This window comes from Comamonas sp. lk (assembly GCF_900564145.1).
In the GTDB taxonomy this organism is placed as follows: Bacteria; Pseudomonadota; Gammaproteobacteria; order Burkholderiales; family Burkholderiaceae_C; genus Comamonas.
This window is the reverse complement of record NZ_UOOB01000001.1, coordinates 1,398,079-1,424,250: the sequence shown is the minus strand read 5'-3', so window position 1 is coordinate 1,424,250 and position 26,172 is coordinate 1,398,079. Positions and strand designations below refer to the sequence as shown.

The following is a 26,172-nucleotide window of genomic DNA, read 5'->3' as shown; positions in this document are numbered from 1 at the left end:
CAAGACCGGTTGTCACGCTCTAAGATGAGGACATGCCTCATCCATCTGCTGCCCCTGCCCTGCTAGAAGTCAAAGAACTGGCCAAGCGCTATGGCGACGGTGCACAGCGCAGCACGGTGTTCGAGCAAGTCAGCTGCAGCGTGCAGGCAGGGGAATTTGTGGCCGTCGTGGGAGATTCCGGCGTGGGCAAATCCACGTTTCTCAACTGCCTGGCCGGGCTGGACTCCTGGCAGCAAGGCCGGATCACGCACCAGGGCACCGATCTCTCCAGCCTGGACGAAACCCGGCGCGCCATCTGGCGGCGCCAGCACCTGGGTTTTGTGTTCCAGGCCTTTCATGTGCTGCCGCACCTCGATGTGACGCAGAACGTAGCACTGCCTCTGATGCTGCTGGGGCGCATGAATGCCCAGGGCCAGCAGCGTGTGGAGCAGGTGCTGCAAGCCGTGGGCCTTGCGGGCCTGGGTTCACGTCTGCCCCAGCAACTGAGCGGCGGGCAATTGCAGCGCGTTGCCATTGCGCGGGCCGTGGTGCACTCGCCGCCGCTGCTGCTGGCCGATGAACCCACGGGCAATCTGGACCCCGGCACGGCCCGGCAGATCATGGACTTGCTGCTGCAGCAGACGCGGGAGCAGCACACGGCGCTGGTGCTGGTCACCCACTCCAGAGAGGCCGCCCGTCGCGCAGACCGTGTGCTCAGGCTCACCGCCCAAGGCATGCAGATGCAGCCGCAAACGCAGGCAAGCGACGCGTGATTTCCGGCCCGCCCCTTCTTCAGCTGCTGGCCAGCTTTTCCTGGCAGGAGCTGCGCCAGCACCCCTGGCGCACGGCCACGGCGCTGATCGCCATCATGCTGGGCGTGGCGCTGGGCTTTGCCGTGCATGTCATCAACCAGTCGGCATTGGACGAATTCTCGCGCGCCGTGCGCAGCGTCAACGGCCAGCCCGACCTGCAACTGCACGCCATGCAAGGCGGCTTGCCGCTGGATCTTTATGCCCAGCTGGCACAGACCGAGGGCGTGGCCCTGGCCGTGCCCTGGATTGAAACCACGGTGCTGCTTCCTCGCAGCAAACAAGAGAGCAATCCAGACCAAGCACCGCCCCCCACACCAGGCACGCGCGCAACCGCAGGCTCAGCACCAGGCACGCCGCTGCGGGTCGTGGGCAGCGATGCCCTGAAGCTGGCCCCCGTGGCGCCGGCCCTCATGCCCCGTCTGTTCGAAGGAAACAACCGGCTGGATCTGTTTGCGCCCGATGCGGTTTTCCTCAATGCCGCCGCCCTCCAGGCTCTGAACCTGAAGCCGGATCAGGCGCACAACGCAGCATTGCAGTGGCTGCAGAACGGCCAGCGGCAAACCCTGCGCATCGCCGGCACAGTGGCCGCCGCCGGTGCGCCGGTGGCAGTCATGGATATTGGCGCCCTGCAGGAGCGGCTGCAGCGCTTTGACGACATCGACCGTGTTGACGTTTTGCTGGCAGAGAACAGCTCGCGCAACGCGTTGATGACCCGCTTGCATCAGCTGCCGGCATGGCAGCCGCGCATCCTGGTTCAGCAGCCCGGCGACGACCAGCAGCGCATAGGCGAGATGTCGCGCGCCTACCGCGTCAATCTCACCGTGCTGGCGCTGGTGGCCTTGTTTACCGGCGCCTTTCTGGTGTTCTCGGTACTGGCGCTGAGCGTGGCCCAGCGAGCGCCCCAGTTTGCGCTGCTGGCCGTGCTGGGCACCACGCCACGCCAGCGCCTGGCCCTGGTGCTGCTGGAGGCTCTGGCCCTTGGCATCACCGGCAGCATGGCCGGTATTGCGCTGGGTACAGGTCTGGCCTGGCTGGCGCTGAACCTGCTTGGCGGCGATCTGGGCGGCGGCTTTTTTTCCGGCGTGCAACCGGCGCTGCAATGGAGCCCGGTGGCTGCCCTGGTGTTCGCTTTACTAGGAGTGGCGGCCACCGTGGCCGGAGCCTGGTGGCCGGCGCGGGCCGCCATGGATTTACCGCCGGCGGCCACGCTCAAAGGCCTGGGTGTAGCCCATGAAAAACCGGCACGCCTGGCACCGGCCCTGATCTTGCTGCTGAGCAGCGTGGCCCTGGCCTTCATGCCGCCGATAGCTGGCATCTCGCTGGCAGCCTATGCCGCCGTCGGCTTGCTGCTGCTGGGCGGCATGGCAGCCCTGCCATGGCTTTTGGGCCGCGTGCTGGCACTGGTGCCCCAGACCTTCAGGCATCGGCCTCTGCCTTTGCTGGCTTTCGAGCGCGCCAGACGCATGCGCCACTCCACCACGGTTGCTGTCGGCGGCGTGGTGGCCAGCCTGAGTCTGGCGGTGGCGCTGACCGTCATGGTGACCAGTTTTCGCGGCAGCATGATCGAATGGCTGGATGCCGTGTTGCCGGCCCCGCTGTACGTACGTGCGGCAGGCGGTTCCAGCCGGGTGGATGCCGCCCTGCTCCCGGCTGGCCTGGCGGCACAGATTGCCCGGCTGCCCGGTGTGGAGCGCGCACAAGCCATGCGCACGACCACCTTGATGCTCAGCCCGCAAAACCCCGGCATCAGCCTGCTGATACGCCCTTTGAGGAGCCGGCCCGGCGAGCCGGCGCAGCAACTGCCCTGGGTGGCGGGCCCGGTGGAGGCCAGACATGCGCAGGACAATGGACAGGTGCTGGTTGCCGTGCATATCAGCGAAGCCGTGGCACAGCTGTATGACTTGAAGCCCGGCGACGACTGGCCGCTGCTTTCACAGGCTTTTGGCCGTCAAGCCCAGGACGGTAAAGCGCAAAAAGCTCACTTTTATATAGCAAGCATCTGGCGTGACTATGTGCGCCAGTTCGGCGCCATTGCCATCGACTGGCAAGACTATCTGCGTCTGGGCGGCGATGCACGCGCCAGCGACATTGCCATCTGGCCCCGAAGCGCCGGCGCCCAGTCATCGACCCCAGCGTCTGCCCCGATACAGACAGGCATAGCCGATATGCTGGCGGCCACGGGCCAGGCCGTACCGGCCCTGGAATATGTGAGCAGCACCGCGCTGCGAGAGCGGTCTTTGCGCATTTTTGATCGCAACTTTGCCGTCACCTACTGGCTGCAGGCCGTGGCCATAGCCATCGGTCTGTTCGGCATTGCCGCCAGCTTCAGCGCGCAGGTGCTGGCGCGGCGCAAGGAGTTTGGCCTGCTCGCCCACCTGGGCCTGACGCGCCGCAATATTCTGGTCGTGGTGGCCGGCGAAGGCCTGGCCTGGACGGGCCTGGGAGCCATTGCCGGCACGCTGTTAGGCCTGGGCGTCGCCGTGATTCTGGTGCATGTGGTGAATCCGCAAAGCTTTCACTGGAGCATGGACTTGCGCCTGCCGCTGCTGCGGCTGCTGGCCCTGGCCGCTGCCGTGGTGCTGGCCGGCGTGGTCACGGCCTGGCTGGCCGGACGACAGGCTGCCAGCGCCGATGCCGTGCTGGCCGTCAAGGAGGATTGGTAAGTGATCGAACTTCAACGCCGCCGCTATCTGCAGGCCGGACTGGCTGCAGGCGGCCTGACTTTGCTGCCGCCCGCCTGGGGCCTGCCAATCAAGACGCTGCAGTTTCCGCGCGACTTTGGCAGCCACCCCGAGCTGCAAACCGAATGGTGGTACATCACGGGCCAGCTCCAGGCCGGCGGCAAGCCCTGGGGCTTTCAGCTGACCTTCTTTCGCTCGCGCGTCAGCGCTACGCAGGAGCTGCGCTCGTCCCTGGCGGCAAAGCAGCTGATTTTTGCCCATGCCGCACTGTGCGATGTACAAGGCCAAAAACTGCAGCACGATCAGCGCATGGCCCGCGCCGGTCTGGGGCTGGCCGGAGCCAGTGAAGCCGATACCCAGGTGCATATAAACGACTGGCGCCTGCAACGCCTACCCCAGCCGGGCAAAAGCGCCGATCAGGGCAGCCGCTACCAGGCGCATCTGGCGGCCAAGGATTTCACGCTGGATCTTCAGTTCGAGAGTACACAGCCGGTGCTGCTGCAAGGCAAGGCCGGTCTTTCAAGCAAGGGGCCGGATGCAGGGCAAGCCAGCTATTACTACAGCCAGCCCCAGCTCAAGGTCAGCGGCTCCATCGTGGTCGGCGGCAAGCGTCTGGCCGTGGAGGCCGGCAGCGACTTGCGCAACCGCGCCTGGCTCGATCATGAATGCAGCCAAGCCTTGCTGCACCAGGACGCGCAAGGCTGGGACTGGATTGGCATGAATCTGGACGACGGGAGCGCGCTGACCACATTTCATCTGCGGCGCAAGAATGGCAGCGCCCTGTGGGCCGGAGGATCGTTTCGTGCAGCAGATCAAAGCCAGGCCCAGATCTTTGCGGCCGATCAGGTGCTGTTTGAGCCGCTGCGCTGGTGGACCAGCCCGCACAGCCAGACCCGCTACCCCGTGGCCTGGAGCGTGCAGACACCGGCCGGCCGCTACGAGGTTCAGGCACGGGTCGACAACCAGGAGCTGGACAGCCGCGCCAGCACCGGCGCCATCTACTGGGAAGGTTTGTGCGAGCTGCAGCGTGTGGCCTCCGACGGCAGCAAGCGGCTCGTGGGCAGCGGCTATCTGGAGATGACGGGTTATGCCAATGCGATGAAGCTCTGAGACGCAAAAACCAAGGGCCGCTATCAGCGGCCATTGGCATTTCAAGCTCCCTCTTATTTTTTCTTTTCCAGCCAGGCAATCAGCTCGCCCATGATGCCCTTGCGGAACAGCAGCACGCACAGCACAAAGATCAGGCCGGTGACGATGGTGACGGACTCGCCCAGAGTGCCGAACCATTCCACGCCCGACAGACGCGCCAGGAAGCTGCCGAACTCGCCAATCTTGTTCTCCAGCGCCACCACCACGGCCGAACCCAGAATGGGGCCGGACAAGGTGCCCAGACCGCCCATCAGCGTCATCAGAATGACGTGACCGGAGGTGGTCCAGTGCACATCGGACAAGGTGGCAAAGCCCAGCACCACGGTCTTGAGCGAGCCGGCCAGACCCGTGAGAGCTGCCGAGATCACAAAGGCCAGCAGCTTGAAGCGGTTGACGTCATAGCCCAGTGAAATGGCGCGCGGCTCGTTTTCCTTGATGGCCTTGAGCACCTGGCCAAACGGCGAATGAATGGTGCGCACGATCAGCATAAAGGCAACCGTCACCACGGCCAGGGCCACGTAATACATGACCAGATCGCTGCTCAGATCAATCAGACCGAACAGCTTGCCGCGGGGCACACCTTGCAGGCCGTCTTCACCGCCGGTGAACTTGGCTTGCAGCGCGACAAAGAACAGCATCTGTGCCAATGCCAGCGTGATCATGGAGAAATAAATGCCCTGGCGGCGAATGGCCAGCCAGCCAAAGACCAGACCCAGCAGGCCGCCGAAAACCGTGCCCAGCAGCATGCCGATCTCGGGTGTCACACCCCAGGCCTTGATGGAGTAGCCCGCAATATAGGCCGCACCGCCGAGAAAAGCGGCGTGGCCGAAGGACAGCAGGCCCGTGTAGCCCAGCAGCAGATTGAAGGCCGAAGCAAACAGTGCAAAGCACATGAGCTTCATCACGAACACGGGATAGGCTCCCATGAAGGGCGCGGCAATCAGGCCCAGCAGCAGCAGGCCGTAGCCAATGGGCGCAATGCGTTGAACAAGCGTCTTGGATTTCATGTTGTGCCCCTCTTATTTTTCTTTACCGAACAAGCCTGCAGGGCGAATCAACAACACGATGACCATGATGAAGAACACGACGGTGGAAGATGCCTCGGGCCAGAACACCTTGGTCAGCCCTTCGATCACGCCCAGCCCCAGGCCGGTAATGATGGCGCCCATGATGGAGCCCATGCCGCCGATCACCACCACGGCAAACACCACGATGATGAGGTTTTGCCCCATCAGCGGCGTGACCTGGTAGACCGGCGCGGCCAGCACGCCGGCAAAGGCGGCCAGCGCAGCACCAAAGGCGTAGGTCAGGGTGATCATGACCGGCACGTTCACACCAAAGGCTTCCACCAGGCGCGGGTTTTCGGTACCGGCACGCAGATAGGCGCCGATGCGGGTTTTTTCGATCACAAACCAGGTGGCAACACAGACCACGATGGATGCCAGCACCACCCAGGCGCGGTAGTTCGGCAGCACCATAAAGCCCAGGTTGGTCGCGCCTTCCAGCAATTCAGGCGTGTCGTAACCCAGGCCGGACACACCATAGACGGAGCGGAACACACCCTCGATCAGCAGCGACAGCCCCAGCGTGAGCAGCAGGCCGTAGAGGTGATCGAGCTTGTAGATCCAGCGCAGCAAGAAGCGCTCTATCAGCACCCCCAAAATCCCCACCAGCACCGGCGACAGGATCAGCATCACCCAGTAGTTGATCTGGAAATAGCTCATGGCCATCCAGGTGATCATGGCGCCCAGCATGAACAGTGCGCCATGCGCAAAGTTGATGACGTTGAGCAGGCCGAAAATCACGGCCAGACCCAGACTCAGAATTGCGTAAAACGAACCGTTGACCAGCCCTAAAAGGAGCTGGCTCATCAGGCCGGGCAATGAAACACCGAAGATTTCCATGGGACAGACGCTGGTGGTGCTAGTGGGGGCTAGTGGGTTTCAGAAGAGCTTCAAACCAGTGTGCGGATGCTTATTTCCAGAGCGCGCACTTGGTCTCGGCCTTGGTCGTCCAGACCGTGTCTGCAGGCAGCTTGTTCAAGACCTTGAGGTAGTCCCAGGGCTTGGTGGATTCGCTGGGCTTCTTGGCTTCGACCAGATACATATCGTGGGCAAACGTGCCGTCCGGACGGATCACGCCCTTGCCGTAGAAGTCGTTGATGGGTGTGCTCTTGAGATGGGCCATCACCTTGTCGGCATTGGTGGTCTTGACCGCTTCCACGGCCTTCAGATAGTTCATGACGGCCGAGTAGTCTGCGGCCTGCACATCGGTGGGCATGCGCTTGGTCTTGGCAAAGAACTTGTTGGCGAATTTGCGCGATTCGTCATTCATGTCCCAGTACCAGCTGGTGGTGTGCAGCAGGCCTTCGGTGTTCTTCAGACCCAGGCTGTGAATGTCGGTCAGGAACACCAGCAGACCGGCGGTCTTCATGGTCTTGTTGATGCCGAATTCCTTGGCGGCCTTGACGGCATTGATGGTGTCGCCACCGGCATTGGCCAGACCCAGGATGTGCGCCTTGGAGGCCTGAGCCTGCAGCAGGAAGGAAGAGAAATCGGAGGCATTGAGCGGGTGCTTGACCGAGCCCAGCACCTTGCCGCCCTTGGCCTGAATCACCTTGGTGGTGTCGGCCTCCAGCGCCTGACCGAAGGCATAGTCGGCCGTCAGAAAGAACCAGTCCTTGCCACCGCGATCCACCACGGCGCCGCCCGTGCCCTTGGCCAGGGCCACGGTGTCATAGGCGTAGTGAACGGTGTAGGGATTGCATTGCTCGTTGGTCAGTGCCGAAGAGCCGGCACCGCTGTTGAAGTGCACGCGCTTTTTCTCGTTGGCCACTTGCGAGACGGCCAGCGCCGTGCCGGAATTGGTGCCGCTGAAGACCAGCGAAATGCCCTGGGTATCAATCCATTCGCGCACCTTGGAGGCGGCGATATCGGCCTTGTTCTGGTGGTCGGCGGAGATCAGCTCAATGGGCTGGCCCAGCACCTTGCCGCCAAAATCGTCAATCGCCATCTGCATGGCAAGCGCGCCGTTCTTGCCTTCCACATCCGCATAAAGGCTGGACATGTCGGTCACAAAACCGATCTTCACTTTTTCCTGGGCCTGGGCTAGGGGGCTGGCCAGACCAGCCGCGACCAACATGCACGACAAAACGCTCAACTTTGCTTTCATCTCTGTCTCCTAAGGTGGAATCTGCGTTTATGAATGGGAAAAATCAGACGCCCAGCAATTCGTTGAGTACCGGCATCTTTGCCTTCAGCTCGGCTGCGCCAAAGCGCTCCACCACATGGCCGTGCTCCACCACATAAAAGCGGTCGGCCAGCGGTGCGGCAAAGTGGAAGTTCTGCTCCACCATGACCACGGTGTAGCCCTTCTGGCGCAGCGTGGTGATCATGCGGGCCAGGGCCTGCACGATGACGGGCGCCAGGCCTTCGGAGATTTCATCGAGCAGCAGCAGACGTGCGCCCGTGCGCAGGATGCGGGCCACGGCCAGCATCTGCTGCTCGCCACCCGACAGGCGCGTGCCCTGGCTGTTGCGGCGTTCGTAGAGGTTGGGGAACATGGCATAGATCTCATCCACGCTCATGCCTGGCTGACCCGTCTTGAGCGGCGGTGGCAGCAGCAGGTTTTCCTCACAGGAAAGGCTGGCGAAGATGCCGCGTTCCTCGGGGCAGTAGCCCACGCCCAGATGGGCAATCTTGTGCGTGGGCAGATGAATGGTTTCCACGCCATTGATCTTGATCGAGCCCTTGCGCGAGCCGGTCAGACCCATGATGGCGCGCAGCGTGGAAGTGCGCCCTGCGCCGTTGCGGCCCAGCAGGGTGACGACTTCGCCGGGCTGCACCACAAGGTCCATGCCATGCAGCACATGGGATTCGCCATACCAGGCATTCAGAGCCGAAATTTCAAGCGCCGCTGTACTTGTTTTATTCATTCGTATCACTCAAATCACGCACGAAACCATCAAAGAGACAGCGAGGAAGGGGCGGGCGTCCCCCTCAGGGGGAGGCCGCAAAGCGGCTCAGGGGAAAGCATTAATGCGCCCCCTGCAACTGACCGTCGGTAGTGCCCATATAGGCTTCCATCACCTGCGGATTACGGGACACCTCTTCATATGCGCCTTCGGCCAGCACGGCGCCACGCTGCAGCACGGTGATGCGGTCGGCAATGGTGGAGATGACCTTCATGTTGTGCTCCACCATCAAGATGGTGCGGCCGGCAGAGACCTTCTTGATCAGCTGGGTCACGCGATCCACATCCTCGTGACCCATGCCCTGGGTGGGCTCGTCCAGCAGCATCAGCTCCGGTTCCATGGCCAAGGTGGTGGCGATCTCCAGCGCACGCTTGCGGCCGTAGGGCAGATTGACGGTGACCTCATCGGCCAGATCCTGCAGCCCCACTTCAGCCAGCAACTCCATGGCGCGGTCGTTGAGCTGGTTAAGCGTCTTCTCGCTGGTCCAGAAATGAAACGCCGTGCCCAGGCGGCGCTGCAGGCCGATGCGCACGTTCTCCAGCAAGGTGCTGTGCGGAAAGACGGCCGAAATCTGAAAGGAGCGAATCACGCCGCGCCGCGCAATCTGTGCTGGCGCTTCCCGGGTGATATCCACACCGTTGAAGCGGATGGAGCCCGAGGTCGGTTCCAGAAACTTGGTCAGCAGATTGAAGCAAGTGGTTTTGCCCGCCCCATTGGGACCGATCAAGGCATGAATCGAGCCGCGCTTGACGGCCAGATCGACCTTGCTGACGGCCGTAAATCCCTTGAACTCTTTGGTGAGGTGATGGGTTTCAAGAATGAGGTCGCTCATGTGCGCTGGGCCGTTCGTCCTGGATGCTGCAAAACAAATGTCGGGGCGCATCAGGTGTGCACTCCCTTCCCTTGCCTGGCATCTTGGGCCGTGATGCTGCACTGCCGCAGGGGGAAACTCCCAGGTTCCTTATCTGTAGCGCCTCATGTTTACCCTGCCTAGTCAACAAATACGGAGGATGCAGAAACAGCAAACACTTACATTCAAAAACTTCACAAAACGAGAGTTTGCGCGTCGCTACGGCCGCGCGAGCAGTGCTGACTGCGCAGTCAGATATGGTCCGAACGGACTAATAGCTTGCGTGTATAGCTATCAAAATTGATTATAAAAAGTAAGAAACAGCCACGACTGTGATCTTTCTGCATGCGACCCTGATGCCGAAAACCCTTAGCCCGATGATTCCCCTGTCTGCTGCTCAGTTACTAGCCTGGCGCTGGCAAATATGCTTGAGCTTTGTCGCCCTAAATGGATTAAGCGACAAACAAGAGTTTTGCACTCTTATTTTTGTAGTGGTTGGCGCATGGATTGTCGCCATTTCGAATGCTTTGATAGTCAAAGTGCTTGATAGAAAAGCACAAGCAGCTATCAAAACAGAGGGAGCAAAGACTGTGGCTTGAGGGCTGAGCCACAGCAGTCTGTCTTACTGCAAGGTGCCGCTGCCGCCTTCGCCGGTTTCGGGCAAGGCCAACGGCATCACGCCAATACCCTCTTCCATCAGCTCCATGGCCTGCTCGGGGCTGGTCTGGCCGCGAATGGCGCGCTCGTCGGTTTCGCCGTAATGCATGCGACGGGCTTCCTGCGCGAAATTCTTGCCCACGTCCTCGGTGTTCTCGGCCACCTTGCGCGACCACTGCACCCAGGCGGAATGCATGGCATGGAGCTGCTCGCGCGCCTGCGCCGTGAGCTCGGGGGCTGGAGACTTGGCCGGAACCGGAGATGCCGAGGGCTGCGCAGGATGCCGCTCGGTGACCGGCGCAGCCGGTGGGGGCTGCTGCGCACCCAGATTCAGGCGCGGAGCGCTGAGGCGCTTGACTATATGGCTGTCCCCGCAGCTGGGGCACTGCACAAGCTTGCGTGCCAGCTGGCTCTGGAAGTCGTCTTCCGAGCCGAACCAGCCTTCGAACACATGGCCCGCAGAGCAATGAAGATCAAGCACTTTCATGAGATTCTCTTGAGCGCAGACGGAAACACTGCGCCATCATGCGCCCTCAATACGATCAATCCCGGCGATGTACCAGATAACGATAGACGAAGCCTGGGAAAGCCAGCGTCAGAAACAGGGTGCCGGTAATGGCATAGAACTCCCAGCCCTGTGGCGAGACCTGGCCTGCACGGCGCTCGAGCAGATAGCCCAGGCCGCCCACCAGCAAATACAGCACCAGCATCTCGATCAGGCGCACCCACATGGGTTTGCGGCCGGCCATCACCGGACCCGCAATGGCCAAACGCTGGTTGATAAAAGGCAAATTGGCTGCCACAAGGGCAGCCAAGATCACAAGCCAGATAGAAGCGGTGATAGACACGCTAAGGCATTCCTACAAATAAGGGGAGTGGCGACAAGCCTCTCCCCTTTTGTCATCAGGAGGCCAGGGCACGCACGATGGCGTCGGCGCACAAGGCCATGAGGCCGCCCGGCAAGATGCCGAGCAACAGCACCAGCGCACCGTTGATGGTCAGAACCACGCGCACATCCAGAGGTGCGGACACGCTGGTGGCTGTGATTGGAGCATCAAAGTACATGACCTTGACGACGCGCAGGTAATAGAAAGCGCCAATCAGCGACATGATCACGGCAAACACGGCCAGACCGATGTGCAGCGTGCTTCCCGAAGAAATCAGCGCTTGCAGCACGGACAGCTTGGCGTAGAAGCCCACCAGCGGAGGGATACCAGCCATGGAGAACAGGCAGATCGCCATCACGCCGGCATACAGCGGGCTGCGCTGGTTCAGACCAGCCAGATCGGAGATCTCTTCGCTTTCAAAGCCTTCACGGGCCAGCAGCAAGACCACACCGAACGCGGCCAGAGCCGTCAGCACATAGGTGACGATGTAGAACATGGCCGAGCTGTAGGCGTTTTCCACGGTCGCGGGATCCACCTTGCCGTCCACCACGCCCGACATCAGGCCCAGCAGCACAAAGCCCATTTGCGAGATGGTCGAGTAGGCCAGCATGCGCTTGAGGTTGGTCTGCTGCAGACCGGCCAGGTTACCGATGAGCAGCGAGCACACGGCCAGCACCATCAGCATCTGCTGCCAGTCGATGGCCAGCGGCAGCAAGCCATCCACCAGCAGGCGGATGATCATGGCAAAGGCCGCCAGTTTGGGAGCGCCACCGATCAGAGCGGTAATGGCCGTTGGAGCGCCCTGGTAAACGTCAGGCACCCACATGTGGAAAGGCACGGCGCCGAGCTTGAAGGCCAGACCGGCCACGATGAAGACCAGACCGAAAACCAGCACCTGGTGCTTGATTTCACCGGAGTTGATGGCCTTGAAGACCTGGCCGATATCCAGCGAACCGGTAGCACCGTAGAGCATGGACATGCCGTACAGCAGGAAACCAGAAGCCATGGCGCCGAGCACGAAGTACTTCATGGCCGCTTCCACCGCACCGGTGTGATCGCGGCGCAAAGCCACCAGCGCATAGCTGGACAGCGTCAGCAGTTCCAGGCCCAGGTAGATGACCAGGAAGTTGTTGCCACCGATCATGATGAACATGCCCAGCAGCGACAGCATGGACAGGGTGAAGAACTCACCGCCGCGGAGCATGTCGCGTTCAGCCGCATAGGGGCGACCGTAGACCATGGTGACCATCATGGCCACTGTGGCAAAGCACTTGAGCCAGTTGCCCATGGCGTCCGAGACAACCATGTTGCCCCAGCCGTAGAAGGTGTTGCCGCTAGAGGCATACATACCCTGCATCACTGCTACGACGAGCAAGGTGAGCATGGTCAGAACATAGGTGCCTGTGCGGCGGGCGCTTGTCACGCCCAGGTCCACCAAGGCGATGACGCAGGCCATCACCAGGAGAACAATCTCCGGGTAAATCGCCAGCCAGCTGATGTTGTCAATCATCTCGAGTCTCTCGTTTCAGTCTGGTCAGTTGAGCTTGCTGATAGCCACATGCTTGATCAGCTCGGCCACGGACACATCCATCACATCGGTGAACGGCTTGGGATACAGGCCCATGACCATCACGGCGACGGCCAGCACGCCCAGTACCAGGAATTCGCGGCAGTTGATGTCCTTGAGTTCCTTCACGTGGTCATTGGCCACGGGACCCAGGTACACGCGCTTGTACATCCACAGCGTGTATGCAGCACCGAAGATCAGCGCCGTGGCAGAGCCCAGGCCGATCCAGAAGTTGTACTGCACGGCACCCAGAATCACCATCCACTCACCCACGAAGCCGGCCGTTGCAGGCAGACCGCAGTTGGCCATGGCAAACAGCAGGGCAAAGGCAGCGAACTTGGGCATGGTGTTGACCACACCGCCGTAAGAGGCGATTTCACGCGAGTGAACGCGGTCGTACAGCACGCCGATGCACAGGAACATGGCGCCGGACACAAAGCCGTGGGCAATCATCTGCACCAGACCGCCGGCGATGCCGAGGCTGTTGAACATGAAAAAGCCCAGGGTCACAAAGCCCATGTGCGCCACCGACGAGTAAGCCACCAGCTTCTTCATGTCGCGCTGCACCAGAGCCACCACGCCCACATAGATCACGGCAATCAGCGACAGCGTGATCATCAGGCCGGACCACTGGTGCGAAGCATCAGGAGCGATAGGCAGCGAAAAGCGCAGGAAACCGTAGGCACCGAGCTTGAGCATGATGGCGGCCAGCACGGCGGAACCACCGGTAGGCGCTTCCACGTGAACGTCTGGCAACCAGGTGTGCACGGGGAACATGGGCACCTTCACCGCAAAAGCAGCGAAGAAGGCGAAGAAGATCAGCGTCTGTGCGGTACTGGACAGCGGCAGCTTGTGCCAGTCCAGAATCTCGAAGCTGCCGCCCGACTGGGTGTACAGGTAAATCAGGGCCACCAGGGTGAGCAGCGAGCCCATCAAGGTATACAGGAAGAACTTGAAGGCGGCGTAGATCTTGTTCGGACCGCCCCAGATACCGATGATCAGATACATCGGAATCAGGGTGGCTTCAAAGAACACATAGAACAGCATGCCGTCCAGTGCGCTGAACACGCCGATCATCAGACCCGAAAGGATCAGGAAGGCGGCCATGTACTGGTTCACGCGCTCGGTGATGTTCTGCCAGGAGGCAATCACCACAATGACCGTGATGAAGGCCGTCAGCGGCACAAACCACATCGAGATGCCGTCCACGCCCAGGTGGTAGTGGATATTGAAGCGCTCGATCCAGAGCGCTTTTTCGACAAACTGCATGGCAGCTGTCGTGGTGTCGAAACCGGTAACCACCGGAATCGTCACCGCCAGGCCGACCAAGGCACCGATCAGGGCCAGCCAACGCACAGCATTGACCTGCCCTTCGCGGCCCATGGCCAGCAGGAGGGCGCCAAATGCAATTGGCACCCAGATTGAAAGACTCAACAAACCCATTTTTGTTATTCCTCTACTACTTGTTGAGCCACACGAAGTACGTCATGAGGGCAAAGATACCCAGCAGCATGACCAACGCGTAGTGATAGAGATAGCCTGTTTGCAGGCCACGCACCCATTGACCCAGCTTGGCCATGAGCTTCCAGGAACCGTTGACCACGGCGCCGTCGATGATGGCCTGATCGCCCACCTTCCAGAAGACGGTACCCGTGCCACGTGCACCGCGAGCGAAGATGTTTTCGTAGACCCAGTCCACGCCGTACTTGCCTTCCAGCATCTGGTACAGGCCGATCTTCTTGGAGAAGGCCATGATGGCAGCAGGAATTTCGGGCTTGACCATGTAGAACACATAGGACACCACCACACCAGCCAGAGCCAGCCAGAACGGCGCGGCCGTGAAGCCGTGCAGCGCCATGGGCAACCAGCCGTGAATTTTCTCGGCCAGTTCTGCCATGGCACCGTGCTTGGCACCGTCCACGTAGATCACGCCCTTGAAGAAGTCGCCAAACAGCATGGGCATCAGCGCAATCGCACCGATCACCACCGAAGGAATGGCCAGCAGCATCAGAGGACCGGTCACCACCAGAGGCGACTCATGCGGCTTGGCATCGTGGCCATGGCCGTGGTGGTCGTCGTGGGCGTGATGATCATCATGGTGAGCATCGGGATTCTGGTCGTAGCGCTCTTTACCGTGGAACACGATGAAGTACAGGCGGAACGAATAGAAGGCCGTGATGAACACACCAGCCAGCACCGCGAAGTTGGCAAAGCCAGCTGCAGGCAGGTTGGAAGCGTGCACCGCTTCGATGATGGCGTCCTTGGAGTAGAAACCGGAGAAGAACGGTGTACCGATCAGCGCCAGGTTGCCCAGCAGGAAGGTGATCCAGGTAATGGGCATGTACTTGCGCACGCCGCCCATCCAGCGGATGTCCTGGTTGTGGTGCATGCCCATGATGACCGAGCCGGCTCCGAGGAACAGCAGCGCCTTGAAGAAGGCGTGGGTCATCAGGTGGAACACGGAAACCGAGTAGGCCGACACGCCCAGAGCGATGGTCATATAACCCAGCTGTGACAGCGTGGAGTACGCAATCACGCGCTTGATGTCGTTCTGGATGATGCCCAGGATACCCATGAACAGGGCTGTGATGGAGCCGATCACCAAAATGAAGTTCAAGGCCACATCCGACAGTTCGTACAGAGGCGACATGCGCGAGACCATGAAGATACCGGCCGTCACCATGGTCGCCGCGTGAATCAGCGCGGAGATAGGTGTCGGGCCTTCCATGGAGTCAGGCAGCCACGCGTGCAGCGGGAACTGGGCCGATTTGCCCATGGCACCGATGAACAGGCAGATGGCCGTCACCGTCACCAGCAGCCAGCCCGTACCAGGCAGCTGAGTGTTCTGAATCTCGGGCAGCTTGGCAAAGATTTCAGAGTAGTTCAGCGTGCCGGTGTAGGCAGCGATCAAGCCAATACCCAGAATGAAGCCGAAGTCACCGACACGGTTGACCAGGAAGGCCTTCATGTTGGCGAAGATGGCCGATTCCTTCTTGTAGTAGAAGCCGATCAGCAGGTAGGACACCAGGCCCACGGCTTCCCAGCCGAAGAACAGCTGCAGCAGGTTGTTGCTCATGACGAGCATCAACATGGAGAAGGTGAACAGCGAGATATAGGAGAAGAAGCGGTTGTAGCCCTCGTCTTCTTCCATGTAGCCCATGGTGTAGATGTGAACCATCAGCGACACAAAGGTCACCACGCACATCATCATGACCGTGATGGAATCGATCAGGAAACCGACCTCCATCTTCAGGCCGCCGACGACCATCCAGGTGTAGATGGTCTCGTTGAAACTGGCGCCGTCAAAGACAACGCTCTTGAACGTGAGGGCCGACAGGATGAAGGCCGCGAGCACGCCAAAAATGGTAAGAGAGCTGCTGCCGGCGCGACCAATCTTGTTGCCGCCGAAGGCTGTGCCCCAGATACCCGCTAGCGCGGAGCCCACCAGCGGCGCCAATGGCACCGCGAGCAGCAGGGATGCGGAAAGGGTTTGACTCATTCTTGAGAACCTTGCAAATAACGGCGGACTCAACCCTTGAGGGAGTTGAGGTCTTCCGCATCGATACTGCTCTTGTTACGGAACAGCAGCACCAAGATCGCCAGACCGATAGCCGATTCCGCAGCAGCCACCGTCAGGATGAAGAACACGAATACCTGTCCATGCATGTCGCCCAGATAACTGGAAAACGCGACGAAGTTCGTGTTCACGGCCAGGAGCATCAGCTCGATGGCCATGAGCAAGACGATCAGGTTCTTGCGGTTCAGAAAAATGCCAACAACGGCGATCGCGAACAGCATCGCGCCCAACGTCAGAAAGTGGCCCAGAGTAAGCGTCATGCTTTTGTCTCCACTGCTGGCGCCGAAGCTTCGGCGGCAGGTTGTTGTGCAGGCTGAGTGACCGATTGCTTGACCAGCTTGATGCGGTCTTGCGCACGTACACGAATCTGCTGTGCTGGGTTGACGGCCTTGCTGTCCTTGCGCTTGCGCAGCGTCAGGGCGATGGCGGCAATCATGGCCACCAGCAGGATCACGGCAGCAATTTCCACGGGGTACAGATACTCCGTATACAGCAGCTTGCCCAGTTCATGGGTGTTCGAATACTGCACGGCCTGGCCGGCAGCATTGACCGAACCGGCCATGACGTTTTTGGCGTCTTCCACATCGCCAAAGCCGCCCATCAGCACCATGCCCATTTCAAAGGCAATCAGTGCGCCGATCAGGGCTGCAAAGGGGAAGTGCTTCCAGAAGCTCTTGCGCAATGTGTCGACACGAATGTCCAGCATCATCACCACAAAGAGGAACAGCACCATCACGGCACCCAGGTACACCAGTACCAGGGCAATGCCGAGGAATTCAGCCTTGAGCAGCAGCCAGATGGCCGCAGCTTGCGAGAAGGCCAGAATCAGATTGAGCACGGCGTGCACAGGGTTGCGCGCCGTGATCACGCGGAAGGCTGCAAACAGCAGCACAACCGAGAACAGATAGAAAAAACCAGTTTTGGCGTCCATGGATCGAATCTTTTCAAGTGATCAAGGAGCCGCTTCAGCGGTACTTGGCATCTGCTGCCTTGTTGGCAGCGATCTCGGCTTCATAACGGTCACCCACTGCCAGGAGCATGTCCTTGGTGAAGTAGAGGTCACCGCGCTTTTCGCCGTGATATTCAAAGATGTGCGTCTCGACGATGGAATCCACCGGGCAGCTTTCTTCGCAGAAGCCGCAGAAGATGCACTTGGTCAAATCGATGTCGTAGCGCGTGGTACGGCGCGAGCCGTCATCACGCACATCGGACTCGATGGTGATCGCCATGGCAGGGCACACGGCTTCGCACAGCTTGCAGGCAATGCAGCGCTCTTCGCCGTTGTCATAACGGCGCAGAGCATGCAGGCCACGAAAGCGCGGCGACTGAGGAGTCTTTTCTTCGGGGAACTGCACCGTGATCTTGCGACGGAAGGTGTAGCGGCCGGTTAGGGCCATGCCCTTGGCCAGTTCCCAGAGCATGAAGCTCTTGAAGAAATCTTTGATTGAGAATGGAGTTGCAGCGACTGCAGACATGTGTACCCCGCTTATTTCCAGATGTTCCAAGGCGAGTACAGCCAAGCACCCACAACAACCAACCACACCAGAGTGACTGGAATGAAGATCTTCCAGCCCAGACGCATGATCTGGTCATAACGGAAGCGCGGGAAGGTGGCGCGAATCCAGATGAAGCAGGACACGACCAGGAAGGTCTTGATCGCCAGCCAGATCCAGCCTGGGATAAAGCCCAGGAAGTCCACCGGAGGCAACCAGCCGCCCAGGAACAAGATCACGGCCAGGACGGACACCAGCCACATGCTGGCGTATTCGGCCAGGAAGAAGACTGCGAAGCCCATGCCCGAGTACTCCACCATGTGACCAGCCACGATTTCGGCTTCGCCTTCCACCACGTCAAACGGGTGACGGTTGGTTTCGGCAACGACCGAGATCAGGTAGACCACAAAAATGGGCAGCAAAGGCAGCCAGTTCCAGGACAGGAAGCTCACGCCCATGGCGGCGAACTGGCCTTGGCCCTGGCTCAGCACGATCTGCGTCAGGTTCATGCTGCCGGTCACCATGATGACGACCAGGAAACAGAAGCCCAGAGCGATTTCGTAGCTCACCATCTGTGCCGAAGCACGCAGCGCGCCCAAGAAGGCGTACTTGGAGTTCGAGGCCCAGCCGGCAATGATCACGCCATAGACTTCAATCGAAGTGATGGCCATCATCAGCAGCAGACCTGCGTTCACGTTGGACAGTGCCACATCAGGAGCAAAGGGAACCACCACCCATGCGGCCAGGGCCGGCATGATGGCCATGACGGGGCCAACGTAGAACAGGCCCTTGGCAGCGCGTGTGGGCTGGATCAATTCCTTGGTCAGCAGCTTCAGGCCGTCGGCCAGAGGCTGCAGCAGACCCATGGGGCCCACGCGGTTGGGACCCAGGCGAATCTGCATGAAGCCCAGGAGCTTGCGCTCCCACAGCGTCAGATAGGCCACGGCACCCAGCAACGGAGCCACGATGGCCACGATACCCAGCAAAATCCAGATGACGGGCCAGGCCGCATCGGTCCAGAACGGGGCGGTGGACAGGCCGGCACCCCAGGCTTTCAATGCGTCGATCATGCGGCGCCTCCCTCATGAGCCAAACGGGCGTCGGCCGTCAACTGCAGCGATGTAGCGCGGCGCACGATGCTGTCGAGCTGGTAAATGCTTGCGACCACGGGAGCTGGCAAGTTGCCGGCGGCAGTCACGGTCACGGCGGCAGCCGTGGCATTGTTCAGCGCCGTTGCGGGCACCTGGTTGGCACCGGCGGTGGCAACAGCCAGCACGTCTTGCGAAGTCTCGAAATCCACGCCGGACACGCCCATCAGATTGGAGAGCACGCGCAGCACCTTCCATGCGGGACGGGTATCGGCCAGAGGCTTGACCACGGCGTGGAAGCTCTGGACGCGACCGTCGGCATTAACGAAGCTGCCCGAGGTTTCGGTGAACGGCGCAATGGGCAACAGCACATCGCTGAATTCCATATTGGCCTTGAACGGGCTCAGGGTCACCACCATCTGGGCCTTGTTCAGACCTGCAACGGCGGCCTTGCCGGCAGCGCTGTCGAACTGGGGTTCGGTGTTCAGCAAGATGGCAGCCTTCAGACCGCCAGCCAGCATCTGGCCCGCGCTCTGGCCGTTGGTACCGGGAGTTGCCTTGACCCATTGCGCGCCCACGGTGTTGGCGGCTTCGGTCAGGTAACCCACGCTGGCACCGGTTTGCTCGGCAATCCAGTTGGCCAGGGCCAGCAGTGCAGATGCCTGGGCATGGTGCGCAGCGGCATTGCCCAGCAACACGGCCTTTTGCTCGCCCTTGAGCAGCGAAGCCGCAATGGCTTGTGCTTCTGCGTGTGCCTGACCTGCCACTGGCGAATTCACACCCTTGGCTTCGGCCACGGCAGCGGCCACATCGGCCAGAGCCTGGGTCCAGTCGGCGGCTGCGACCACGGAGGCGGCGACGGGCAAAGCCCAGTCATACACTCTCTCATTGATAGCAAACACCGCACAGCCCTTCTTGGCTGCCTGGCGAATACGCTGTGCAAACAGCGGGTGATCCTTGCGCAGGTTGGAGCCCACGATCAGCGCGGACTGCAAATTGCTCAATGCCGTGATGGGCAGACCCAGCCACTGCACGCCCTTGGCGGCCGTGAACTCGGCATTGCGCAGACGGTAGTCGATGTTCTCGCTACCCAGGCCACGCACCAGCTTGCCGGCCAGGAACAGTTCTTCCAACGTGCTGTGCGGGCTCACCAGAGCGCCGATGGCGTTTGCGCCATGGTCGTTCTTGATTTGCTGCAGACCGTTGGCCACGTATTCCAGCGCGGTTTGCCAGTCGACTGGCTTCCACTCACCGCCCTGCTTGAGCATGGGCTGAGTCAGGCGTTCGTCGCTGTTGAGCGCTTCGTAGGAGAAACGGTCGCGGTCGGCAATCCAGCATTCATTGACGTCGTCGTTCTCGAAAGGAACAACGCGCATGACCTTGTGGTTCTTGACCTGCACGATCAGGTTGGAACCTGTGGAATCGTGGGGCGACACCGACTTGCGGCGCGACAGTTCCCAGGTACGGGCGCTGTAGCGGAAAGGCTTGCTGGTCAACGCGCCCACCGGGCAGATGTCGATCATATTGCCCGACAGCTCGGAATCCACCGTATCGCCCACCACCGTGGTGATCTCGGAGTGTTCACCGCGGTGAATCATGCCCAGTTCCATGACGCCGGCCATTTCCTGGCCGAAGCGCACACAACGGGTGCAATGGATGCAGCGGCTCATTTCCTGCATGGAAATCAGCGGACCAACGTCCTTTACAGGCACCACGCGCTTTTCTTCTTCGTAGCGCGAGCTGCTGCTGCCGTAGCCAACTGCCAGATCCTGGAGCTGGCATTCGCCGCCCTGGTCGCAGATGGGGCAGTCGAGCGGGTGATTGATGAGCAAAAACTCCATCACCGACTGTTGGGCCTTGATGGCCTTTTCGCTCTTGGTGCGCACGATCATGCCTTGCGTCACGGGCGTGGCGCAGGCGGGCATGGGCTTGGGAGCCTTTTCAACATCCACAAGGCACATGCGGCAGTTAGCCGCAATGGAGAGCTTCTTGTGGTAGCAGAAGTGAGGAATATAGGTGCCGGCCTTCTCGGCAGCATGCATGACCATGCTGCCTTCCAGGACCTCTACCTTTTTTCCGTCCAGTTCAATTTCAACCATATGCTTGTCTCGCGATCAGGCGCTTACGCGGCCTGCTTGGAAGCGTTCTGGATCTTCGCTTCAAACTCGTGGCGGAAGTGCTTGATCATGGCGCGCACCGGCATGGCTGCCGCATCGCCCAGCGCACAGATGGTGCGCCCCATGATGTTCACGGACACCGAGTCCAACAGCTCGATATCTTCCGGACGGCCTTCGCCGTGCTGAATACGATTGACCACGCGCCACAGCCAGCCCGTGCCTTCTCGGCAAGGCGTGCATTGGCCGCAGGACTCGTGGGAATAGAAGTACGACAGGCGCAACAGGCTCTCGACCATGTCACGCGAATCGTCCATCACGATCACGGCGCCGGAACCCAGCATGGAGCCTGCCTTGGAGATGGAGTCATAGTCCATCGTGCATTCCATGATGACGTCCGCAGGCAGCACCGGCGACGAAGAGCCGCCAGGGATCACGGCCTTGAGCTTGCGGCCGGTGCGCACACCGCCCGCCAGTTCCAGCAGCTTGCTGAAAGGCGTGCCCATGGGAACTTCGTAGTTGCCGGGCAGGTTCACATCGCCGCTGACCGAGAAAATCTTGGTGCCGCCGTTGTTGGGCTTGCCGCATTCCAGGTAAGCCTGGCCGCCGTTGCGGATGATCCAGGGAACGGCCGCAAAGGTTTCGGTGTTGTTGATGGTCGTGGGCTTGCCGTACAGACCGAAGCTGGCCGGGAACGGTGGCTTGAAGCGGGGCTGACCCTTCTTGCCTTCCAGCGATTCCAGCAGCGCGGTTTCTTCGCCGCAGATATAGGCGCCGAAGCCATGGTGAGCATGCAGCTGAAAGCTGAAGCTGCTGCCCATGATGTTGTCACCCAGGAAACCGGCGGCACGGGCTTCTTCCAGAGCGGCTTCAAAGCGGTCGTAGACCTCGAAGATTTCGCCGTGGATGTAGTTGTAGCCGATGCTGATACCCATCGCATACGCGGCAATGATCATGCCTTCGATGACGATATGGGGGTTGAACATCAGGATGTCGCGGTCCTTGCAGGTACCGGGCTCGCCCTCGTCCGAGTTGCACACCAGGTGCTTTTGGCCGGGGAACTGGCGGGGCATGAAGCTCCACTTCAGGCCCGTGGGAAAACCGGCACCGCCGCGGCCACGCAGACCGGATTCCTTCATGGTGGCAATGACCTGATCTTGCGTCAGACCTTCGCCGCCATCCTTGCCCAGCAGCTTGCGCAGAGCGACATAGCCGCCACGCGCTTCGTAGTCCTTGATGGACCAGTTGCTGCCGTTCAGATCCGCATAGATTTGCGGATCGATGTGGCGATCATGAAAGCAGGTTTCATTGCCTGTGGAGGCGAACTTGGCCAGCACGGCATTGGCAGCAGGATTGTTCAGGATCGTGCTCATGCCTTGCCCTCCGCTGCACGCAGGCCGTCCACCAGCTCGTCCAGCTTGTCATTGCTCATGAAGCTGCACATGCAACGGTCGTTGACCAGCATCACGGGCGAATCAGCGCAGGCACCCAGGCACTCGGACTGCTGCAGCGTGAACAGACCATCTTTGGTGGTCTCGCCCATCTTGATGCCCAGCTTGTGCTCCAGGTGGTGCAGTGCCTTGTAGCCGTCACGCAGCTGGCAAGGCAGGTTGGTGCACACATTGAGCTTGTACTTGCCAACGGGTTGCTGGTTGTACATGTTGTAGAAGGTGGTCACTTCGCGCACGGCGATTTCGGGCATGCCCAGGACCTCGGCAATCACAGCCTCGCTCTCCTGGCTTACCCAGCCCTGCTCCTGCTGCACGATGGACAGGCAGGCCATGACGGCAGACTGTTTCTGTTCAGCCGGATACTTGGCCACCTCACGCGCAAAGCGTTCTCTGGTCGCTGCGGTAATCATCGGTCAACGTCTCCAAACACGATGTCCAAGGTACTGAGCACCATCACGGCGTCAGCCAGCATGTGACCGCGGCTCATTTCATCGAGAGCGGCCATGTGCACGAATCCTGGTGGACGAATCTTCAGGCGATAGGGCTTGTTGGCTCCATCGCTGATCAAATAAATACCAAACTCACCCTTGGGGTGCTCGACGGCGGCATAGGCCTCGCCTTCGGGAACCGCGAAGCCTTCGGTAAAGAGCTTGAAGTGGTGGATCAGCTCTTCCATGTTGGACTTCATGGCTTCGCGATGCGGAGGAGCCACCTTGTGATTGTCCGTAATCACCGGGCCGGGATTGACACGCAACCAATCCACGCACTGCTTGATGATCTTGTTGGATTCGCGCATTTCAGCCACGCGAACCAGGTAGCGGTCATAGCAGTCGCCGGTCGCGCCCACGGGCACATCGAAGTCCATCTTGTCATAGACATCGTAGGGCTGCGTCTTGCGCAGATCCCAGGCCACGCCGGAGCCGCGCAACATCGGGCCGGTCATACCCCAGTTGATGGCACGCTCCGGAGTCACCACGCCGATATCGACGTTGCGCTGTTTCCAGATACGGTTGTCGGTCAGCAGGGTTTCGTATTCGTCCGCGCACTTGGGGAAGCGCTGGGTAAAGGCTTCGATGAAGTCCAGCAGCGATCCCTGGCGGTCTTCATTCATCTGTTCCAGGGCCCGCGCATTGTGCAGCTTGTTGGCCTTGTACTGGGGCATGGTGTCCGGCAGGTCGCGGTACACGCCGCCTGGTCGGAAATATGCCGCGTGCATGCGCGCACCGGAGACTGCCTCATACATGTCCATCAGCGCTTCGCGCTCACGGAAGGTATAGATCAGGATGGTGGAGCTGCCGGCATCGTTGCCCGAGGAACCCAGCCACATCAGGTGATTCATGATGCGGGTGATTTCCGAGAACATCACGCGGATGTACTGGGCGCGCACGGGCACTTCCAGGCCCAGCAGCTTTTCAATGGCCAGACAGTAGGCGTGCTCGTTGCACATCATGGACACATAGTCCAGGCGGTCCATATAGGGCAGCGACTGGATATAGGTCTTGGTCTCGGCCAGTTTCTCGGTGCCGCGGTGCAGCAGGCCGATGTGGGGGTCAGCACGCTGCACCACCTCACCGTCGAGCTCCAGCACCAGACGCAGCACACCGTGCGCTGCCGGGTGCTGCGGACCAAAGTTCAGGGAATAGTTCTTGATTTCAGCCATGGTCTTCCGTCAGAAGGCGACGCGCGCCTTTAGTGCAGGCCTCCGCCGTAATTGTCTTCACGGATGATGCGCGGAGTGATTTCTCGCGGCTCGATCGTGACGGGCTGGTACACCACACGTTGCTGCTCGGCGTCGTAACGCATTTCCACATAGCCCGAGATGGGGAAGTCTTTGCGGAAAGGGTGGCCGATAAAGCCATAGTCGGTCAGGATGCGGCGCAGATCGTCGTGGCCATCGAACACGATGCCGAACAGATCGAAGGCTTCGCGCTCGAACCAGCCGGCGGCATTCCAGATGTCGTTGATCGAAGCGACCACGGGGAAATCGTCATCCGCGCAGAACACGCGCACACGCAGGCGCTGGTTCAAGGTCAGAGACATCAGGTGCGACACCACGGCAAAACGCGGGCCTTCCTTGCCCACTTCGGCATAGGTGGAGTAGTCCACACCGCACAGGTCCATCAGCATCTCGAACTTGCAGCCTTCTGCATTGCGCAGGATCTGCATGACTTCGACATACTGGTCGGCCGACACTTCCACCGTCACTTCGCCCAGGGCCAAGGTCACGTTACGTACCTTGTCGCCCAACGCCGAAGTCACCACATCCCGCAGCTTTTCGGGGTGAATTGCAATTGCAGTCATCTCAACCCTTTAAACGCGAGCAATGGTGTGAGTGCGGCGGATCTTCTGCTGCAGCTGGATGATCCCGTAGATCAACGCTTCTGCAGTCGGAGGACAGCCTGGCACATAAACATCCACCGGGACAATGCGGTCGCAACCGCGCACCACGGAGTAGCTATAGTGATAGTAGCCACCACCATTGGCGCAAGAGCCCATGGAAATCACCCAACGGGGTTCCGACATCTGGTCGTACACCTTGCGCATGGCCGGAGCCATCTTGTTGCACAAGGTACCGGCCACAATCATCAAGTCCGAGTGGCGGGGGCTGGCACGGAACACTTCGGAGCCGAAGCGACCGATGTCATAACGCGCAGCCGCTGCGTGCATCATTTCCACAGCACAGCAAGCCAGACCAAATGTCATGGGCCAGATCGACCCTGTTTTGGCCCAGTTCACCACCGCGTCATAGCTGGTGGTGACAAAGCCTTCCTTCATCACGCCTTCGATCATCGTGTTTCCTTAGAGTAGCCGCTCATTCCCAATCCAGGGCACCTTTTTTCCACTCGTAGGCAAAGCCCACGACCAGAACGGCCAGGAAGATGAGAACAGCAACGAATCCTGCTCCACCCACGTCCTTGAGCGCGACGGCCCAAGGCAGCAGAAATGCGATTTCCAAATCGAACAGGATAAACAGGATGGCGACGAGGTAGTAGCGCACGTCAAATTTCATGCGCGCATCTTCAAACGCCTCAAAACCGCATTCATAGGGAGAGTTCTTGGCCGCATCGGGACGATTGGGACCGAGAACGTAACCGAGCACCAGGGGCACTACACCCACAGCGATGCCAATAAGAATGAACAAGAGAACGGGAAGGTACTGATCGATGTTCATCAGTGTGGGCCTTGTATTAAAGACATGCCTCACCGATCACCGCCTGATCAGCAGGGCAGGCTTTTAGTTATGTGTTGGTGCCGTCGGCGAGACTCGAACTCGCACAGCTTTCGCCACTACCCCCTCAAGATAGCGTGTCTACCAATTCCACCACGACGGCTTCGTCTCAATTGTCCGGCAACCTCGGAAACCTTCGTTGCAAAGATTTTGATCCCCAGACAATCCCTAGATTCTAGCTTGAAAAACCCCTGCTTTTAGGAGTTCTTCAAGTTTTCATCAAATTATTTCGCAGGAGTTTGCGCTGCACCTTCTGTGCCGGCTGCAGGAGCCACGGGAGCTGGCACGGATGCATCAGGAATGGCCGCAGGTGCAGCGGGTGCTGCAGGCGCGGTGACAGGCACATTCTCCAGCACGCTGCCGGAGCTGACGGGACGGTTATTGCCCAGATAGGCCAGAGCCAGGGTGGTGATGAAGAACACGGTGGCCAGAGCCGCTGTGGTACGCGACAGGAAGTTGGCACTGCCCGATGCGCCGAAGAGGCTGCCGGAGCTGCCGCTACCAAACGAGGCGCCCATGTCGGCGCCCTTGCCGTGCTGAATGAGGATCAGGCCGATCATGGCCAACGCGGCCAGCATCTGGACCGCGAGAATCACGTTGGATAAGAATGAGACGTTCATATATAAACCTGCTAATTGTTTGCTCTGCTGCGCTTTGCCAAGGCA

26 protein-coding genes and 1 tRNA gene are annotated in these 26,172 nt (G+C 60.2%); 4 read left to right on the top strand and 23 right to left on the bottom strand.

Annotated elements, in window-relative coordinates:
• The first annotated feature begins 32 nt into the window (after positions 1-32).
• The 3 genes from EAO39_RS06355 to EAO39_RS06345 are packed head-to-tail and all read left to right on the top strand — an operon-like array spanning position 33 to position 4,582.
• Positions 33-752: an ABC transporter ATP-binding protein gene (locus tag EAO39_RS06355; protein ID WP_120966661.1), complete on the top strand. Its 720-nt coding sequence runs from the start codon at positions 33-35 to the stop codon at positions 750-752.
• Positions 749-3,454, top strand: a complete 2,706-nt coding sequence (locus EAO39_RS06350) for an ABC transporter permease (RefSeq protein ID WP_240466904.1) — start codon at positions 749-751, stop codon at positions 3,452-3,454. Before EAO39_RS06355 ends, EAO39_RS06350 begins: the two co-directional genes overlap by 4 nt.
• Positions 3,455-3,481: 27 nt before the next feature.
• Positions 3,482-4,582 (top strand): carotenoid 1,2-hydratase, encoded by a 1,101-nt coding sequence (locus EAO39_RS06345; protein ID WP_240467077.1) that lies wholly within the window; start codon positions 3,482-3,484, stop codon positions 4,580-4,582.
• A 53-nt stretch (positions 4,583-4,635) separates the two neighbouring features.
• Here the strand turns inward: EAO39_RS06345 and EAO39_RS06340 are convergent, their stop codons facing one another.
• The 5 genes from EAO39_RS06340 to EAO39_RS06320 all read right to left on the bottom strand — a co-directional run bounded on the left by EAO39_RS06340 (position 4,636) and on the right by EAO39_RS06320 (position 9,426).
• On the bottom strand, positions 4,636-5,628 hold the full coding sequence (locus tag EAO39_RS06340; RefSeq protein ID WP_120966659.1) for a branched-chain amino acid ABC transporter permease: 993 nt from the start codon (positions 5,626-5,628) through the stop codon (positions 4,636-4,638).
• A 12-nt stretch (positions 5,629-5,640) separates the two neighbouring features.
• Positions 5,641-6,525 (bottom strand): branched-chain amino acid ABC transporter permease, encoded by an 885-nt coding sequence (locus EAO39_RS06335; RefSeq protein ID WP_120966658.1) that lies wholly within the window; start codon positions 6,523-6,525, stop codon positions 5,641-5,643.
• A gap of 70 nt (positions 6,526-6,595) precedes the next feature.
• Positions 6,596-7,792: an ABC transporter substrate-binding protein gene (locus tag EAO39_RS06330; RefSeq protein ID WP_120966657.1), complete on the bottom strand. Its 1,197-nt coding sequence runs from the start codon at positions 7,790-7,792 to the stop codon at positions 6,596-6,598.
• Between the two features lie 43 nt (positions 7,793-7,835).
• On the bottom strand, positions 7,836-8,555 hold the full coding sequence (locus EAO39_RS06325) for an ABC transporter ATP-binding protein (protein ID WP_120966656.1): 720 nt from the start codon (positions 8,553-8,555) through the stop codon (positions 7,836-7,838).
• Between the two features lie 100 nt (positions 8,556-8,655).
• Positions 8,656-9,426, bottom strand: a complete 771-nt coding sequence (locus EAO39_RS06320; RefSeq protein ID WP_120966655.1) for an ABC transporter ATP-binding protein — start codon at positions 9,424-9,426, stop codon at positions 8,656-8,658.
• Positions 9,427-9,800: 374 nt separating this feature from the next.
• Here EAO39_RS06320 and EAO39_RS06315 point away from each other — a divergent pair, with 374 nt between their 5' ends.
• A complete protein-coding gene (locus EAO39_RS06315; RefSeq protein ID WP_162989486.1) occupies positions 9,801-10,043 on the top strand; it encodes a hypothetical protein in 243 nt (80 codons plus the stop codon).
• A 23-nt stretch (positions 10,044-10,066) separates the two neighbouring features.
• Here EAO39_RS06315 and EAO39_RS06310 read toward each other — a convergent pair whose 3' ends face one another.
• From EAO39_RS06310 to secG, 18 genes are all read right to left on the bottom strand, one after another.
• Positions 10,067-10,588, bottom strand: a complete 522-nt coding sequence (locus EAO39_RS06310) for a DUF1178 family protein (protein ID WP_120966653.1) — start codon at positions 10,586-10,588, stop codon at positions 10,067-10,069.
• A 55-nt stretch (positions 10,589-10,643) separates the two neighbouring features.
• A complete protein-coding gene (locus tag EAO39_RS06305) occupies positions 10,644-10,949 on the bottom strand; it encodes a DUF2818 family protein (RefSeq protein WP_120966652.1) in 306 nt (101 codons plus the stop codon).
• 55 nt (positions 10,950-11,004) lie between these two features.
• Positions 11,005-12,498 (bottom strand): NADH-quinone oxidoreductase subunit NuoN, encoded by a 1,494-nt coding sequence (nuoN, locus tag EAO39_RS06300; RefSeq protein ID WP_120966651.1) that lies wholly within the window; start codon positions 12,496-12,498, stop codon positions 11,005-11,007.
• Between the two features lie 24 nt (positions 12,499-12,522).
• The gene (locus tag EAO39_RS06295) at positions 12,523-13,998 is read right to left on the bottom strand and encodes an NADH-quinone oxidoreductase subunit M (RefSeq protein WP_120966650.1); all 1,476 of its coding nucleotides are present in this window, start codon (positions 13,996-13,998) and stop codon (positions 12,523-12,525) included.
• Between the two features lie 16 nt (positions 13,999-14,014).
• Positions 14,015-16,054 (bottom strand): NADH-quinone oxidoreductase subunit L, encoded by a 2,040-nt coding sequence (gene nuoL / locus EAO39_RS06290; protein WP_205589354.1) that lies wholly within the window; start codon positions 16,052-16,054, stop codon positions 14,015-14,017.
• A gap of 29 nt (positions 16,055-16,083) precedes the next feature.
• On the bottom strand, positions 16,084-16,392 hold the full coding sequence (nuoK, locus tag EAO39_RS06285) for an NADH-quinone oxidoreductase subunit NuoK (protein ID WP_120966649.1): 309 nt from the start codon (positions 16,390-16,392) through the stop codon (positions 16,084-16,086).
• Entirely contained in the window at positions 16,389-17,063 is a 675-nt protein-coding gene (locus EAO39_RS06280) for an NADH-quinone oxidoreductase subunit J (RefSeq protein ID WP_120966648.1), read from the bottom strand. The genes nuoK and EAO39_RS06280 overlap by 4 nt, the downstream gene beginning before the upstream one ends.
• A gap of 34 nt (positions 17,064-17,097) precedes the next feature.
• Positions 17,098-17,607 (bottom strand): NADH-quinone oxidoreductase subunit NuoI, encoded by a 510-nt coding sequence (gene nuoI, locus EAO39_RS06275; protein WP_120966647.1) that lies wholly within the window; start codon positions 17,605-17,607, stop codon positions 17,098-17,100.
• An 11-nt stretch (positions 17,608-17,618) separates the two neighbouring features.
• Complete coding sequence (gene nuoH, locus EAO39_RS06270; RefSeq protein WP_120966646.1) at positions 17,619-18,695, bottom strand: NADH-quinone oxidoreductase subunit NuoH; 1,077 nt, start codon at positions 18,693-18,695, stop codon at positions 17,619-17,621.
• Positions 18,692-20,812, bottom strand: coding sequence for an NADH-quinone oxidoreductase subunit NuoG (gene nuoG / locus EAO39_RS06265; RefSeq protein WP_120966645.1), 2,121 nt, complete (start codon positions 20,810-20,812; stop codon positions 18,692-18,694). The genes nuoH and nuoG overlap by 4 nt, the downstream gene beginning before the upstream one ends.
• Before the next feature lie 23 nt (positions 20,813-20,835).
• A complete protein-coding gene (gene nuoF, locus EAO39_RS06260) occupies positions 20,836-22,200 on the bottom strand; it encodes an NADH-quinone oxidoreductase subunit NuoF (protein WP_120966644.1) in 1,365 nt (454 codons plus the stop codon).
• Entirely contained in the window at positions 22,197-22,688 is a 492-nt protein-coding gene (nuoE, locus tag EAO39_RS06255) for an NADH-quinone oxidoreductase subunit NuoE (RefSeq protein ID WP_120966643.1), read from the bottom strand. The genes nuoF and nuoE overlap by 4 nt, the downstream gene beginning before the upstream one ends.
• Positions 22,685-23,938, bottom strand: a complete 1,254-nt coding sequence (locus EAO39_RS06250) for an NADH-quinone oxidoreductase subunit D (RefSeq protein ID WP_120966642.1) — start codon at positions 23,936-23,938, stop codon at positions 22,685-22,687. Before EAO39_RS06250 ends, nuoE begins: the two co-directional genes overlap by 4 nt.
• Positions 23,939-23,967: 29 nt before the next feature.
• Entirely contained in the window at positions 23,968-24,579 is a 612-nt protein-coding gene (locus EAO39_RS06245) for an NADH-quinone oxidoreductase subunit C (RefSeq protein WP_120966641.1), read from the bottom strand.
• Positions 24,580-24,588: 9 nt separating this feature from the next.
• Positions 24,589-25,068 (bottom strand): NADH-quinone oxidoreductase subunit B, encoded by a 480-nt coding sequence (locus EAO39_RS06240; RefSeq protein ID WP_027016838.1) that lies wholly within the window; start codon positions 25,066-25,068, stop codon positions 24,589-24,591.
• Positions 25,069-25,090: 22 nt separating this feature from the next.
• Positions 25,091-25,450 carry an NADH-quinone oxidoreductase subunit A gene (locus EAO39_RS06235; protein WP_120966640.1) on the bottom strand — a complete coding sequence of 120 codons (360 nt, stop codon included), beginning with the start codon at positions 25,448-25,450 and terminating at the stop codon, positions 25,091-25,093.
• 75 nt (positions 25,451-25,525) lie between these two features.
• Positions 25,526-25,610, bottom strand: a tRNA-Leu gene (locus tag EAO39_RS06230).
• A gap of 121 nt (positions 25,611-25,731) precedes the next feature.
• Entirely contained in the window at positions 25,732-26,127 is a 396-nt protein-coding gene (gene secG, locus EAO39_RS06225) for a preprotein translocase subunit SecG (protein ID WP_120966639.1), read from the bottom strand.
• Positions 26,128-26,172 lie beyond the last annotated feature (45 nt).